This is a genomic window from Streptomyces sp. ISL-94 (genome assembly GCF_018614075.1).
Lineage (GTDB): Bacteria > Actinomycetota > Actinomycetes > Streptomycetales > Streptomycetaceae > Streptomyces.
The window spans coordinates 1-13560 of the sequence record NZ_JAGGOZ010000038.1 but is presented as its reverse complement, the minus strand read 5'-3'; the positions used below and the strand labels follow the sequence as shown (position 1 = coordinate 13560).

Annotated in this window: 11 protein-coding genes, 1 tRNA gene and 1 pseudogene; 4 read left to right on the top strand and 9 right to left on the bottom strand. The window is 72.7% G+C overall.

The window, feature by feature from the left end; all coding sequences use genetic code 11:
- Nucleotides 1–212: 212 nt before the first annotated feature.
- Nucleotides 213–1898 (top strand): glycosyl hydrolase family 18 protein, encoded by a 1686-nt coding sequence (locus J7E94_RS14365; protein WP_215015584.1) that lies wholly within the window; start codon nt 213–215, stop codon nt 1896–1898.
- A gap of 99 nt (nt 1899–1997) precedes the next feature.
- On the opposite strand, the gene J7E94_RS14360 is transcribed toward J7E94_RS14365, so the two are convergent.
- Complete coding sequence (locus tag J7E94_RS14360) at nt 1998–3938, bottom strand: EAL domain-containing protein (protein ID WP_308345032.1); 1941 nt, start codon at nt 3936–3938, stop codon at nt 1998–2000.
- Between the two features lie 346 nt (nt 3939–4284).
- Here J7E94_RS14360 and J7E94_RS14355 point away from each other — a divergent pair, with 346 nt between their 5' ends.
- A complete protein-coding gene (locus J7E94_RS14355; protein WP_215015582.1) occupies nt 4285–5520 on the top strand; it encodes a M6 family metalloprotease domain-containing protein in 1236 nt (411 codons plus the stop codon).
- 83 nt (nt 5521–5603) lie between these two features.
- Here J7E94_RS14355 and J7E94_RS14350 read toward each other — a convergent pair.
- The 5 genes and pseudogenes from J7E94_RS14350 to J7E94_RS14330 all read right to left on the bottom strand — a co-directional run bounded on the left by J7E94_RS14350 (nt 5604) and on the right by J7E94_RS14330 (nt 7791).
- Nucleotides 5604–5677 (bottom strand) — tRNA-Lys (locus tag J7E94_RS14350).
- Nucleotides 5668–6241 (bottom strand): annotated as a pseudogene (locus tag J7E94_RS14345) (bifunctional DNA primase/polymerase). Before J7E94_RS14345 ends, J7E94_RS14350 begins: the two are co-directional and overlap by 10 nt.
- A 135-nt stretch (nt 6242–6376) precedes the next feature.
- Nucleotides 6377–6508, bottom strand: coding sequence for a hypothetical protein (locus J7E94_RS35385; RefSeq protein ID WP_285440757.1), 132 nt, complete (start codon nt 6506–6508; stop codon nt 6377–6379).
- 75 nt (nt 6509–6583) lie between these two features.
- Nucleotides 6584–6931: a hypothetical protein gene (locus J7E94_RS14335; protein ID WP_215015580.1), complete on the bottom strand. Its 348-nt coding sequence runs from the start codon at nt 6929–6931 to the stop codon at nt 6584–6586.
- A 290-nt stretch (nt 6932–7221) separates the two neighbouring features.
- On the bottom strand, nt 7222–7791 hold the full coding sequence (locus J7E94_RS14330) for an NADPH-dependent FMN reductase (protein WP_215015578.1): 570 nt from the start codon (nt 7789–7791) through the stop codon (nt 7222–7224).
- Nucleotides 7792–7907: 116 nt separating this feature from the next.
- Here J7E94_RS14330 and J7E94_RS14325 point away from each other — a divergent pair, with 116 nt between their 5' ends.
- Nucleotides 7908–8384: a MarR family winged helix-turn-helix transcriptional regulator gene (locus J7E94_RS14325; RefSeq protein WP_215015576.1), complete on the top strand. Its 477-nt coding sequence runs from the start codon at nt 7908–7910 to the stop codon at nt 8382–8384.
- A 77-nt stretch (nt 8385–8461) separates the two neighbouring features.
- On the opposite strand, the gene J7E94_RS14320 is transcribed toward J7E94_RS14325, so the two are convergent.
- From J7E94_RS14320 to J7E94_RS14310, 3 genes are read right to left on the bottom strand one after another with little or no spacing between them, the layout of a single operon-like run.
- Entirely contained in the window at nt 8462–9796 is a 1335-nt protein-coding gene (locus J7E94_RS14320; protein ID WP_215015574.1) for an AAA domain-containing protein, read from the bottom strand.
- Nucleotides 9793–11367 (bottom strand): hypothetical protein, encoded by a 1575-nt coding sequence (locus tag J7E94_RS14315; protein WP_215015571.1) that lies wholly within the window; start codon nt 11365–11367, stop codon nt 9793–9795. The genes J7E94_RS14320 and J7E94_RS14315 overlap by 4 nt, the downstream gene beginning before the upstream one ends.
- Nucleotides 11355–12524 (bottom strand): hypothetical protein, encoded by a 1170-nt coding sequence (locus J7E94_RS14310; protein WP_308345027.1) that lies wholly within the window; start codon nt 12522–12524, stop codon nt 11355–11357. Before J7E94_RS14310 ends, J7E94_RS14315 begins: the two co-directional genes overlap by 13 nt.
- Before the next feature lie 148 nt (nt 12525–12672).
- Here J7E94_RS14310 and J7E94_RS14305 point away from each other — a divergent pair, with 148 nt between their 5' ends.
- On the top strand, nt 12673–13269 hold the full coding sequence (locus J7E94_RS14305) for a histidine phosphatase family protein (RefSeq protein ID WP_215015566.1): 597 nt from the start codon (nt 12673–12675) through the stop codon (nt 13267–13269).
- Nucleotides 13270–13560: the final 291 nt, after the last annotated feature.

Sequence of the window (13560 nt, the reverse complement as noted above, 5' to 3'; positions counted from 1 at the left end):
GCCGCAGGCGGTCTTAGGGCACCCTTAAACCGCTCGTCACCCGGGGTGGCGGGCGGTTTCTGATGTGCGCTCAGGTCTCTGACGAGGGCGTTTGTGCCAGCAGTGGTCTAGTCCTTCTTTGGTCCAAACCATTGACTGGGGGTGGCCGTGATCGCTATCACTTCTCCCACCCGGACTTCTTGCTCTCCCCTCCCACCCCCCGGAGGCAGTTCATGCACATCCGTAAACCTCTCATCGCGGCGGCCGCCACCGCCGCGCTGGCCGCCGGAGCGCTGGCCTCCTTCGCGGGGCTCGGCACCGCCCAGGCCGCCGACGCCTCGGTGACCGCCGCGGCCGGCGGCGTCCGTATCGCCTACTACGACCAGTGGAGCGTGTACGGGAACGCCTTTTACCCCAAGCACCTCGACACCCGCGGCATAGCGGGCAAGCTGGACGTCATCAATTACTCGTTCGGCAACATCCACCCCACCAACCTCACCTGTTTCGAGGCGAACAAGGCGGCGGGCGACGACAACAACCCCAGCGCCGGTGACGGCGCGGGCGACTCGTACGCCGACTACCAGAAGTCCTTCAGCGCGGCCGACAGCGTCAGCGGGGTCGCCGACAAGTGGGACCAGCCGATCGTCGGCGTCTTCAACCAATTCAAGCAGCTGAAGGCCAAGTACCCGCACCTGAAGATCAACATCTCGCTGGGCGGCTGGACCTACTCGAAGTACTTCAGCGACGCGGCGAAGACCGACGCCTCCCGCAAGAAGCTCGTGTCCTCCTGCATCGACCAGTACATCAAGGGCAACCTGCCGGTCGAGGGCGGATACGGCGGCGCGGGCAGCGCGGCCGGCATCTTCGACGGCATCGACATCGACTGGGAGTACCCCGGCTCGTCCGGCGGCCACCTGGGCAACCACTACGCCCCCGAGGACAAGCAGAACTTCACGCTCCTGCTCAAGGAGTTCCGCACTCAGCTCGACGCCTACGGCGCGGCCAACGGCGGCAAGAAGTACCTGCTGACCTCCGCCCTCCCGGCCGGCCAGGACAAGATCAAGTACATCGAGACGGACAAGATCGGCGCGTACCTCGACTACGCGAACATCATGACGTACGACATGCACGGCGCCTGGGACGGTGACGGGCCGACGTACCACCAGTCCCCGCTCCAGCCCTCGGCGGCCGACCCGACCGACCCGATCGCGCCGGGCACCGAGAAGTACAGCGTCGACAACGCGATCGACTCCTGGATCGACGGCAACGCCGCCTACGGCATCGCGGGCGGCTTCCCCGCCAACAAGCTGACCCTGGGCTACGAGTTCTACTACCGCGGCTGGAAGGGTGTCCCGGCGGGCACCGCCAACGGCCTCGCCCAGACCGCCACCGGCGCCTCGGGCGCCCGGCCCACCAGCCAGCAGGCCGGCATCGCGATGTACAAGGAGCTCGGCGGGATCGTCGACAACCCGGCGACGACCTTCTGGGACGACCAGGCCAAGGCCTCGTACTTCTACAAGGACGGCGAGTTCTTCACCGGCCTGAACCAGAAGTCCATCCAGGCCCGGGTGGACTACGGCAAGAGCCGCGGCCTGGCCGGCGCGATGATGTACTCCCTGCTGGGCCTGGACGCCAACACCACGCTCCTGAACCAGATCTCGGACGCCCTCGGCGGAGCCACGCAGCCGCCGGTCACCACGCCTCCGACGACCACCCCGCCGACCACGACGCCTCCGACGACGACCCCGCCGACCACCGGCTGCGGTTCGGTCCCGGCGTACGTCGCGGGCACGGTCTACACGGCCGGCAACGAGGTCTCCCACAACGGACACAAGTGGAAGGCCCAGTGGTGGACGCAGAACGAGACGCCGGGGACCACCGGTGAATGGGGTGTCTGGAAGGACCTCGGCGCCTGCTGATCTCCCCCCACCCCGCGCCGAGCGCCGGCCGCCCCCGTCCTCGTCAGAGGCCGGGGGCGGCCGTGTCGGCGCGACCGGTGGCCTGCCCCGCCCCTCCGCTCAGACGAGGGGGTGCTGAGCAGGCCCGTCCTGCTCTGAGGCGGAGGACGCGGATGCCGCAGCGGGGGCCGGCTCCGGTGTCCCGGCAGCGGCAGCGGCAGCGGCAGTGACAGCCGCCGCGACCTTGCGGCCGATCATGCGGGCGATCACATCCGGTGCCACCGCCCGGGAGTACAGCCACCCCTGCCCGGTGTCGCAGCCGACGCGCCGCAGACGGGCCGCCTGCCCGGCGGTCTCCACGCATTCCGCCGTCACCGTCAGCCCCAGCCGGTGCGCGAGCTGCACCAGCGCTTCGACGATGGTCTCGTCCGCCGGGTTCGGGTGCGTGCCCTCCTCGTAGCGGAAGCCCCGCACGAAGGAGCCGTCCAGCTTCAGTACCGAGACCGGCAGCCGGCTGAGGTAGGCGAGGTTCGAGTACCCGGTGCCGAAATCGTCGATCGCGATCCGCACGCCCATGTCGCTCAGCGACTGGAGGGCCTGGAGCGGCCGCCCCGCCGAGCCCATCACGGCCGACTCGGTCAGCTCCAGCTGGAGCAGCTGCGGAGCCAGCCCCGTCTCGGCCAGGATCTCCGCGACATCGCCCACCAGGTCCGAGTCCCACACCTGCCGCACCGCGACGTTCACGGACACGAAGACAGGGGAGTCGCTGGGCTGCTCGATCTGCCAGCGCCGCGCCTGCCGGCAGGCCGTGCGCAGCACCCACTGCCCCAACTGCACGATGGAGCCGTCTTCTTCGGCGATCCCGATGAACCGATTCGGCGTCAACGTGCCGAACTGCGGATGGTTCCAGCGCACCAGCGCCTCGACCCCGCGCAGGGCTCCGCTCTCCAGGTCCACCAGCGGCTGGTACTCCAGCTCGAACTCGCCGCGCTCCACGGCCGGCCGCAGCGTGGAGGAGAGCGCCTGCCGGGTCATGCGGTGCGCGTTGCGCTCCGGGTCGAAGAGGGTCCAGCGGGCCTTGCCGTCCGCCTTGGCCCAGTACAGGGTCGTGTCGGCGGCCTGCATCAGGCAGGTCGCCGAGGTTCCGGCCACGGCCCGTTCCACCACCCCGATCGACGCGGAGACCGACAGCCGCTGCCCAGCCAGGTCGAACGGCTCCTGTACGGCGGCCAGTACGCTCCGCGCCAGGTCCGCGAGCTGCTCGGTGCCGGTGGAGTCCTCGACCAGCAGGGCGAATTCGTCGCCGCCGAGCCGCGCCACCAAGTGGCCGCCCGTGCGCCCGTATCCGGACTGGTCGGCGCAGTGGGTCAGCCGGGCCGCGACGGCCGCCAGCAGCCGGTCGCCGACCCGGTGGCCGAGGGTGTCGTTGACCGCCTTGAACCCGTCGAGGTCCAGGTAGCACAGCCCGATCCGGCCGGTGCCGCCGCCGTGCTCGTACGAGGACGCCTCCAAGGCGGCCGAGAGCCGCTCGAAGAACAGCGCCCGGTTGGGCAGCCGGGTCACCGGGTCGTGCATCTGGAGGTGGCGCAGCCGGGCCTGGAGGTCGCGCCGGTCGCTGATGTCGGCGACCGACAGCAGGACTTCACTGGTCCCGGGCACCGGCCCGAGCGTGACCTCGGTCCACAGGGAATGCCCGTCGGGGTGTTTGAGGCGCCGGGTGCAGCGCAGCCGGGCCTGGCGCCCGCGCAGCACCTCCTGGTACGCGGCCCAGGTGCGGGCCTCCGCGGCCAGGTCCACCAGGTCGGCGGCGCACCGGTGGACCAGTGTGGGCGGCTCGGCGCCCAGCAGTCCGGCGAACGCCTGGTTGGCGGCGACGACATAACCGTCGCGGTCGACGACGGCCATGGCGAGGTGGGCCGCGTTGAAGGCGGCCCTGTAGTCGCGCAGATCGGATTCGGCGCGCGACAGGGATGCCGCCGCCGGCACTGCTGGGTGACGCTCCGTAATGGCCGATCGGATGCTGTCGGCCGCCGAACCGGTTCCTTCTGAGGTTCCGCTCACCGTTGGCTCCCGCAGTGCTCGTGAGTGTCCGTGCAGGAAAGTGTGCCGATCATAGAGGCTGCCGGGAGGCCCTATCCAGCGGCGCCGCCGCGCGGGAGCCGGGAGTTCGGCGTGATGACGGATCGACGGCCGAAGACCGCGTGATCGTTTCTGCGCGGCTGTGAGCATGCGGCGACCTCTGCTGATCTCAGGTGATCGGTCGTGACGTTCTGTAGGCAGGGGCGTGAAGTCCGGGGGTCACCGGCTTGCCCTATTGCTCACTCATGTGGGGCAGCGGAACAGGGCATCAGTAAGACAATCGCCTCAAGGTGGATGAACAGGTACGAATCCACCACCGGAGGTCGATGTGCCGCGACAGCAGACACCCGGGGGAGTGGAACGCTCCCGCATCCGAAGTACGGCGGCAGCGCTCACCTCCCTGACGGCGCTCGCCGCCACGTCGCTCGTCGCGGGGCCCGCCGTGGCCGATTCCGGAGCCGGGCCGTGCGCGCTGACCCGCACGGCGGCGCACCACTCCCTCGGCCTCGACACCTGGAACGGCGCCTACCCGCGGCCCGAGCGCACCCTCGACGCGGTCATGGTCTTCCTCTCCTTCCCCGACCACCGCACCACCCTCACCCCCGCCGAGATCGCGGGCGACTACTTCCCCGCCACCAGCGACTTCTTCGAGCGGGCCTCGTACGGGCGGTTCCGCCTGGCCCCGCACCCGCAGAAGCAGTGGGTCCGGATGCCCAAGCCGTCCACCGCATACGGGATACAGCGCGACTGGGCCCCCGAGGACCGGGCGGCGTACCTGCGCGACGCGGTCACCACCGCCGACGCCGACGTGGACTTCAGCAAGTACGACGTCGTCTACTTCGTGGCCGACCCGGACGCGCCGGGCGTGGATTCCGATGCCACGAAGGTCGTCAACTTCGACCGCCCGATCCGCGCCGACGGCACCGACCTGCGGCGGATCGTCACCGTCTTCGAACGGCACCCGCCGGACCGGAACGTGCTCGCCCACGAGACCGGGCACGTCTTCGACCTGCCCGACCTCTACCACCGGCCGACGGACGGCAAGGGCGACTGGGACACGTACGTCGGGGACTGGGACGTCATGGGCAGCCAGTTCGGGATGGCCCCGGACCTCTTCGCCTGGCACAAGTGGAAGCTGGGCTGGCTGGACGCCGGCCAGGTGGACTGCGTGCAGTCGGGCTCCTCGCTGCACACCCTCCAGCCGCTGGCGCAGACCCCGCCGAACGGCGGCACGGGAGGCACCCGGCTTGCCGTGATCCGTACGGGCCCCGGCAGCGCGATCGCCGTGGAGGCGCGGGGCTCCGCCGGCAACGACGGGGACACCTGCACGGAAGGGGTCCTGGTCTACCGGGTGCGCAACGAGGCGGCCTCGGGCGGCGGCCCGATCGAGGTGCTGGACGCGCATCCGGCGACGGAGGCGTGCTGGGACCGCTCGGTGTACCCGCCGCTCGCGGACGCGCCGCTGGAGGTGGGCGAGACGTTCACCGTGCCGGGGGAGCGGATCACCATCGAGGTGGCGGACCGGACGCAGTCGGGTGCGTACACGGTGAAGATCACGACGTAGGCGGGGGCGGTGCGCGGACGGTGCCCCGGACCCGGACATGAAGAAGGCCTCCACTCTGAGGAGTGGAGGCCTTCTTCTGTCTGTGCGCCGCCAGGGACTCGAACCCCGGACCCGCTGATTAAGAGTCAGCTGCTCTAACCAACTGAGCTAGCGGCGCTTGCTGACGTCGTAGACATTAGCATCCCGATCGGCGGAAGGAAAAATCGATATCCGCAGCTCGGGCGGCTCGGACGAACGCCCACAGCAGGGCCTCGGGACCGGGCAGCCAGGGCGTGCGGGCGTCGGGGGCCACCAGCCAGCGGGACGGGCCCTCCGTGCCGGCCAGCGGCGGCACGGTGACGGCGTCGCCGAGCCCGTGGCACAGGGGCGCCGGGGCGGTACGGGAACCTCCCCACTCCTCCCACGCGAGCAGCGCGGGCAGCCGGTGGGCGGTGCCGGTGGCGGCGAAGAGCAGCATCCGGCCGCGGTGCACGGCGACCGGGCCGGTACCGGGGCCTTCGGCCCAGAGCAGGTCCAGAAGCCGCCGCCCGAGGACGAGCGGGACGTTGACGACGTCGAAGGCGTTCCCGCAGGGGAGCACGGCGAGCGAGGCCGGCTGCGCCTGCCACCGCGCGAGGGTGTTCTGCGGGTGCGCGGAGGCGGAGGCGAGCCAGGCGGCGCCCTGCGGGGTGACGTGGGTGGCGGGCGCGGGGCGCACATCGAGGGCGGGGCAGGTCGTCATAACGCCAGGTGTACCCGGCGTAACGTTCCGGTTTCCGCGAGTTACGGGAAATCGGGACAGGGCGGGTGGGGGTGGGGTATGTTGCGCCCCGCATATGCCAGTCGCTGCGCAAGGCGGCCCGGCCCGGGCAGGAGCCTAGGCGCCCGAGTCCGGCTTCCAGTCCTGGACGAGGAGCCCGAGCAGCACCTCGTCCAGGAACTCGCCCACCAGGACCGGGATGTCGTCCTCGTGCCGGGCGCTGAGCCCGACCTTGCTGCCCCTTGGCATGCGAGCTTCCCATCCGAACGGGCTGGCCGGCGGCAAACCGATAAGACCTGTCAACGGCCGGTCAAAGAGACAGGCCTAGTCGGCGTCCGGGCCCGCATCCCGCTGGAGGGACTCGCCGAATTCGATCATTTTCCGGGCGTAGTCCTCGGTCCATTCGGCCCGCTCGGCGATCGTCCCCGGCGACAACCGGTCGAACCGCCGCGGATCCGCCAGCTGCGCAGCCGCCAGCGCCTGGTACTCCACCGCCCGCTCCTGCGCGGCCCGGAAGGCCACCGTCAGCTCGGTCGCCCGGACCAGGAGCTCCAGCGGGTCCTCGATCGACTCCAGGTCGAAGAAGTGCTCCGGGTCCGTGGCGGCCTCCGATGGCTCGAAGAGCAGGGGCGCGGGCCGCAGCCTCCGCTCGGTCCGCTCGGGCTCTGCCATGCGTGTCCTCCTGCTGACGTGCGAAATGCTTCCGGGCCACCGTCCATTGTCCAACGCCGCGCAAGACCGCACACCGCTCGGCTGGAACACCCGTATGCCCGATGAGACGCATGAGGAGACCGAACGGCTCAGTGGCGGGGGAGTCGAGCAGGTGATCGGCCGACGCCACCGTCTGCACCGGAATACCGACCGGTATCGCCGGGCACGGAGGGGTCGCGTCCTGTCCGACGGCCCGCCGGGCGAGCGCGTGACCGCGCTTGCGGGCCGACATGGACGCCCTTTCCGCTACGTCAGACCGTGACGGCCTCCGCGGCGCGCACCGCGGCCAGCTCCGCCACGTCGTCGAGCACGCCGGCCAGCTCGCCGGCGAGCCCCTCGGGAGCCTCGAACCCCTCGGGGCCGATCAGCTTGGGGATGCCCGGGACGGCGACGGACCGCTCGGCGGGCAGCATCCCGAGCCGGGTCAGGACCGGCAGCAGCATCTCGGCGGCCGGCGCGCCGCCGGTGGGGCCGGCGCTGTAGCTGACGAGGCCGACCGGCTTGCCCTTCCACTCGTTGTAGAGGAAGTCGATGGCGTTCTTGAAGGGAGCGGTGAATCCGCCGTTGTACATCGGCATGACGAAGAGGAAGGCGTCGGCCGAGTCGACGAGGGCACTCCAGTCGCGGGTGTGCTGGTGGGCGTAGTTCCCGGTGGACGCGTATTCCGGTTCGTCCAGGAAGGGCAGTGCGATCTCGGCGAGGTCGACGGCGGTGACGTCGAAGCCGCCGCGCAGGCGGGCCTGTTCGGTGACCCACTGGGCGAGGGGGCGGCCGGAGGAGGTGGGGCGGGTGGCGGCGGAGATGACGTGCAGGCGGGTCATGGAGTGGACTCCCGGTCGCGGCGGTCGGTTGTTGATGTGTCACCTATGGAAGCGGGATATGGGTGACGTGTCAACCAGGTAGGTGATATATCACCGATCTGGCTACAGTGGAGGGCATGGCCCCCGCACCCGAGCCCCGCTGGCTCACCGAGCCCGAACAGGCCGCGTGGTACGCGTGGCGGCGCATGTTCCCCCTGGTCAACGCGGGGATCGCGCGCGACCTCAACCAGGACAGCGGACTCTCGGAGGCCGACTACGACGTCCTGTCGGTCCTCGGCTCCACGGACGGCCACCGCATGCGGATCAGCGCGCTGGCCACCCTGATGCAGTGGTCACGCAGTCGGCTGTCCCACCAGCTCACCCGCATGGAACAGCGCGGCGTCGTCCGCCGCGAGGAGGTCGCCGAAGACGGCCGCGGCGCGGAGGTGGTCCTCACCGAGGCCGGCGTCGACGTGATCACGGAGGCGGCACCGCTCCACGTGGAGTCCGTACGCCGCCACCTGATCGACGTCCTCACGCCGGAGCAGCTCCGCATGATGGCCGAGGTGGGCGAGGCCCTCCGCGTCCGCATGGGCATCGCCCGCAAGCAGTAGCGGCGCCAAGGCCGCGGGGGCCTCAAGCGGGCGGCGACAGATCGCGCAGGTGCGCGAGCAGTACGTCCGGCGCTCCCCTAGGGCCGCCAGGCCACGCGATGGTCAGCGAGGTGGGCCCGCACCGCGTGGTTCGCCTCCCAGCCGTCTGGGAACTTCACCGTCACGCCCAGCTGGACCGGCTCCGTCGAGGGGTGGTCGTCCAGGAGTTCCGCGATGCCCGCCCGGGCCACCACCACGCACGCGTGCCGGTGCCGGGAGGCCAGGACGCACAGGCGGCCCGTCTCCAGGTGGAAGGCCGTCGCGTCCGGGCGGCCCGACAGCGGGTGCAGGATCACGGTGAGGTCGTACTCGCGGCCCTGGAGCCGGTTCGCGGTGTCCACCGTGACGCCGGTGACGCCGAGGGCGGTCAGGGCCGCGCGGACCGCGGCCGCCTGGTCGCGGTGGGCGGTGCCGACGGCGATGCGGTCGGCGGTCAGCGCGGCCGGGTCCGGCGACTGCTCGTCGGAGGTCACCGCCCCGCGGTCCAGGGCGCGGCGGACCACCAGGGCCACCGCGTGCACCGCCTCCGGGTCGGTGCGCGGGGTGTGCCGCGCGGGCAGCTCCAGCAGGCCCCAGCCCGACTCGGCGGCCTCGTCCAGCACCCGGTCGGGGCCCGACCCGTCCGAGGGGACCCCGTACGACAGCCGCCGCTCGCCCGGGCCCGTACCGCTGCGGAACTGCGTGTACGGGTAGAACGCGCGGGAGACCAGCGGCGCCGCCGTCGCCGGGAGCCGCCAGGACACGGGCAGCCGGTGCTGCGGCAGCTGCGGGTTGTGGGCGAGCAGGGTGCTCACCGCCGAGGCGGAGGGGTCGTAGGACAGGCCCGCCCACTGCTCCGCGCCGACCACGCTGAAGGGGTCCAGCTGCCCCGGGTCGCCCACGAACAGCGCCCGCTCGAACAGCCCCGCCACGGCCAGCAGCGCGTCGGAGCGCATCTGGTAGGCCTCGTCGACGATGGCGTGCTCCCACGGCTCGGCGTCCTTGACGAAGGCCCATTTCGCCGCCGTGGAGAGGGTGATCGGAAGCTCCGCGAGGTCGCCCGGCTTGGCCGAGAGGGTGACCGAGGGCAGCTCGCGCAGCGCCGGGTCGTACGAGTCTCCCTCGCTGCTGTGCAGCCGGCCGACCTTCAGCCCGGGGTCCTTGTCGGCGAGCCGCAGCACCAGGTCGTCGACCTGCGCGTTGGTCTGCGCGACCACCATCAGCCGGCGCCCGGCCGCGGCCAGCTCGCGGGCCGCCCGCACGACGAGGGTGGACTTGCCGGCCCCGGGCGGGGAGTCGACGACCACGCCCCGCTCGGTCCCGTACAGCGTGTCGCGAAGGATGGCGGCGGTCGCCTCGGCGGCCGCGGCCGACGGGTCGAAGGGCGCGGTCACAGGATGTCCTCGTCGGTCACGGCGTCGGGCAGCGGGACGGCGGCGGTGGCGGATCCGGGCGGGCCCCCGTGCGTCCACGGGGTCTGCTCCCGGTCCGGGAGCTTCGGGCCGCCGCGCGCGTCGTGCTCGAACAGCGTCCAGCACACCCGGTCGCCCTTCTCCGGCACCGAGCCGGGCTCCGGGTCCCGGCCGCGGCCCATCTTGTCCAGCAGGCGCAGCACCAGCCCTCCGTCCTCCTCGACGCGCACGAACTGCGCGCTCTGCGGCCGCCCGTCCAGCGAGCGGTAGACCTTCCCGCCGCCGCCCTCCGCGAGCTGCGGCCGGTCCTCGGTCGCCACCGTCACCAGCGGGCGCGGACTCGGGCGCTTGGACTCCGTCCACTCCATCACCACCTCGGTGACCTCGCCGGCAAAGGCCTCGCCCGCGAGGCGCCGGCCCGCCATGACGAGCGGGTCGTCCAGGGCCTCCTGCGCGTCGAGCCGTACCTGCTCGGTCTCCCGCGTGGCCAGCTTCTGCGCCGCGGTCACCGCGTCGTCCCGGCGCGGCTGCGGCGGCTCGCCCGCCCGTACGCGGTCCCGGTGGCCGGTGTAGGACCAGCGGTCGCGCGTCCAGCGCTCCTCGGCCCGCTCGCCGGGCGGCAGGGTGCGGAGCAGGTCGAGGGAACGCCACACCGCGTCCCAGGTGGGCCGCATCTGCGCTGCGACGAGGGACCGTACGTCGGCTTCGGCGCGCGCGAGCACCCGCTCGTTGCGGGGGTCCGCGGAGCGGGCGGCGTCGTACCGGGACACGGCGGGGGCCAGCAGCTTGTTGTCGAAGGCCGGATCGGTGGCCGGGCCGGCGGGCGGGACCAGCAGCGAGCCGTCCCGGTCCCGGGCGAGCTCGGCGTGCAGGGCCGCCTCCGCGCCGGACGCGCCCTCCGGCGGGCTTGTCCAGGCCAGCAGCGCGCCCAGGTGCTGGTCCTCCAGATTGCTCTGGCCGGTGGCCCAGTGCCGGGACAGCAGGTCCGTCGCCGCCAGCAGCATCGAGGACCCGGGCACCCGGGAGCGCTCGGCGAGATGCGTGAACCAGCGCCCCAGCATCGGCACCCGCGCGGGCGCCGGATACGGATTCTCCGGGTCCTCCTCGGCCGTCCGCCGGAACCGCATCGACCGGCCCAGGAGCCGTACGTACTCGATGCCCGCCCGGCTCGGCACGATCAGCTGCGGTGCGTCCAGGCACAGTTCGGCCTCGACCTTGACCTTCTTGCCCGTCTCCGGGTCGGCCTCGCTGCGCTCCACGAGCTCGACCTCGTCGCCGTACGCGTCCACGTACGGCAGGACCTCGTCCGCGAGGCCGGCCAGGAAGGACCAGCGCAGGTCCCGGTCGCGTGGCTGCGGTACGACCAGGAGCCGGGGCTCCCGAGGATCCGTGCCGACCAGCGCGCCCAGCGGCGCCCCGGCCTCGCCCGCCGTCGTCAGCGGTACGAAGACCAGCGGGCGCTCGCTCAGATGCCGGTGCCGTACGGTCGCGAGCGGCTGGGCCCGGCCCGCCTTCAGGGCCTCCAGCCGGGCCAGGGTGCTCAGGAGGGACATGGGGCCACCTCCGCCGCCAGGTCCAGCGCCTCGGCGCGCAGCCGGGCCGCGTGGTGCAGCGCCGCCGCGGTGGGATCGTCGGCGGGGCCCTGGCCGGCGGCCGCCGCGAGGGCCGCCTCGACGGTGGTCAGCGCGCCCAGCTCGCCCCGTACGGAACGGCCCAGCGCGGTCACCTCGTCGGCGGCGCGGGCCCGGTCCCGGCAGTGGAAGGCCAGCTCGCAGGCGGCCAGGCACTCGGGGGCGTAGGAGGCGTCCACCGCGGCGACCGCCTCGGCCAGTTCCTCGGCGGTGCGCGACGGGTCGAAGCTGAGGCCCTCGGGCAGCGCCGCGGCCAGCTCCTCGACCCGGGTCAGCCGCGCCAGCTGGCGCCGGGTCACGGAGCGCTCGCGGCGGATGTCGACGGGCGAGGCGGTGGGCAGGTTGGAGAAGTCCTTCGGGCAGACCAGCAGCACGCGGTGCCCGACTTCGGCGCCGGCCAGCTTTTCGGCGGTCTTCTCCAAGGCGAGGACATAGACGGCGGCCTGGCGGGCGGCGGCGCCCACCTTCGCGGCGTCGGCGGCCCCGTCGATCATCGGGAACGACTTGATCTCCACGACGGTCCAGCGGCCGTCGGGATGCACGACGACGGCGTCCGGCTCCAGGTAGGCCGGGGAGCCGGCGACCTCCAGGGCCAGCATCGGGTGGTCCAGCAGGGTCCAGGCCCCCGCTTCCCGCCCGGCGGCAGTGGCCTCGCGCAGGGCGAGCGCGGTCCGCGCGGCGCGGCCTTCGGGGCCGGCGGCGGCCAGGTCGGGGACGCGGGCGCCGGGGCCGGGGGGCTCGGCGCCGGGGTCGAGGTGCCCCTGGACGAGCCGGAGCAGTTCCGCTCCGCCGTCGCCCTTGACCTTGGCCTCGAAGGAGTTCCCGCGGACGATGGCGAACTGCGACTGCCCGAAGGAGGCGGGGGAGCCGAGGGCCGAGGCGAGCGCGGTCTTGTCCACGCCGGCGCCGTCGAGCAGGGCGCGTCTGCCGCAGCCGGGGTTGGCGGCGAGGGCCGCCAGCGCCCGGGCGTCGAGCGGGCGGGGCGGCACGGCGGGGCCGCGCAGGCCGGCGAGCCGCTGCCGCAGTGTCGTCGGCGGCGCCGTCTGCTGCGCGGGGCTGCTGGGCGGATAGGAGCTCACGGGCGGAAGTGTCCCATCCGCCACTGACAATCGTGGACTTACCCCGGAAAGCGGTCGGGGGACGGCCTGGCGTTCATGTGATGGATGATGGACGGGCGACTCAACCACCGTAAAAGCGTGCGAACTCTCACGGACCGGGAGAAATTACATGGCCCCCCGCATCCTGCTGGCCCGCCACGGCCAGACGGCGTGGTCCCAGCTCGGAAAGCACACCGGGCGCACGGATGTGCCCCTGCTGGAGGAGGGCAAGCAGGGCGCCAAGCGGCTGGGCGAGCGGCTGGCGCGCGATCCGTGGAAGGGCCTGGCGGGCGTCGAGGTCCGCACCAGCCCGCTGGTGCGCGCGAGCGAGAGCTGTGACCTGGCGGGCTTCGGGGCGCAGGCGGATGAGTGGCACGCGCTGATGGAGTGGGACTACGGGGACTACGAGGGCATGACCCCGGCCGAGATCCAGGCGGTCCGGCCCGGCTGGCTGATCTGGCGCGACGGGGTTCCGGGCGGCGAGTCCGTCGCCGATGTCGCGGCGCGCGCGGACGAGGTCGTGGCGTGGGCCCGCTCGGCGGAGCGGGACGTCCTGGTCTTCGCCCACGGGCACATCCTGCGGACGCTGGCGGCGCGCTGGCTCGGCTTCGAGGCCTCCTTCGGGGCCCGGATCCGCCTCGACCCCGCGTCGCTCTCGGTTCTGGGCTGGGCGTACGGGGCCCCGGCGCTGGAGCGCTGGAACGACACCGGGCACCTGGACGCGTAGCCGCCGCCGCGGCCCGGCGCCCCTGGCCCCGCGCCTCAATCGCCGGCGGGGCTGGACGTGCCGGTGCGGCGCGGCCGCTGCTGGGGCAGGACCCCAGCCCCCTGCGCCTCAATCGCCGGTGCGGCGCCGCTGCTGGGGCTCCGCCCCAGACCCCGCGCCTCAAACGCCGGCGAGGCTGGTTTTGGCTGAGCCGCGCTGCCAGCACCACTGCCCGATGGGCCGCAAGCCACACAGGAACACCGGCCGATTCCAGCCCCGCCGGCGCTTGAGGCGCGGGGCGCAGCCCCAAAT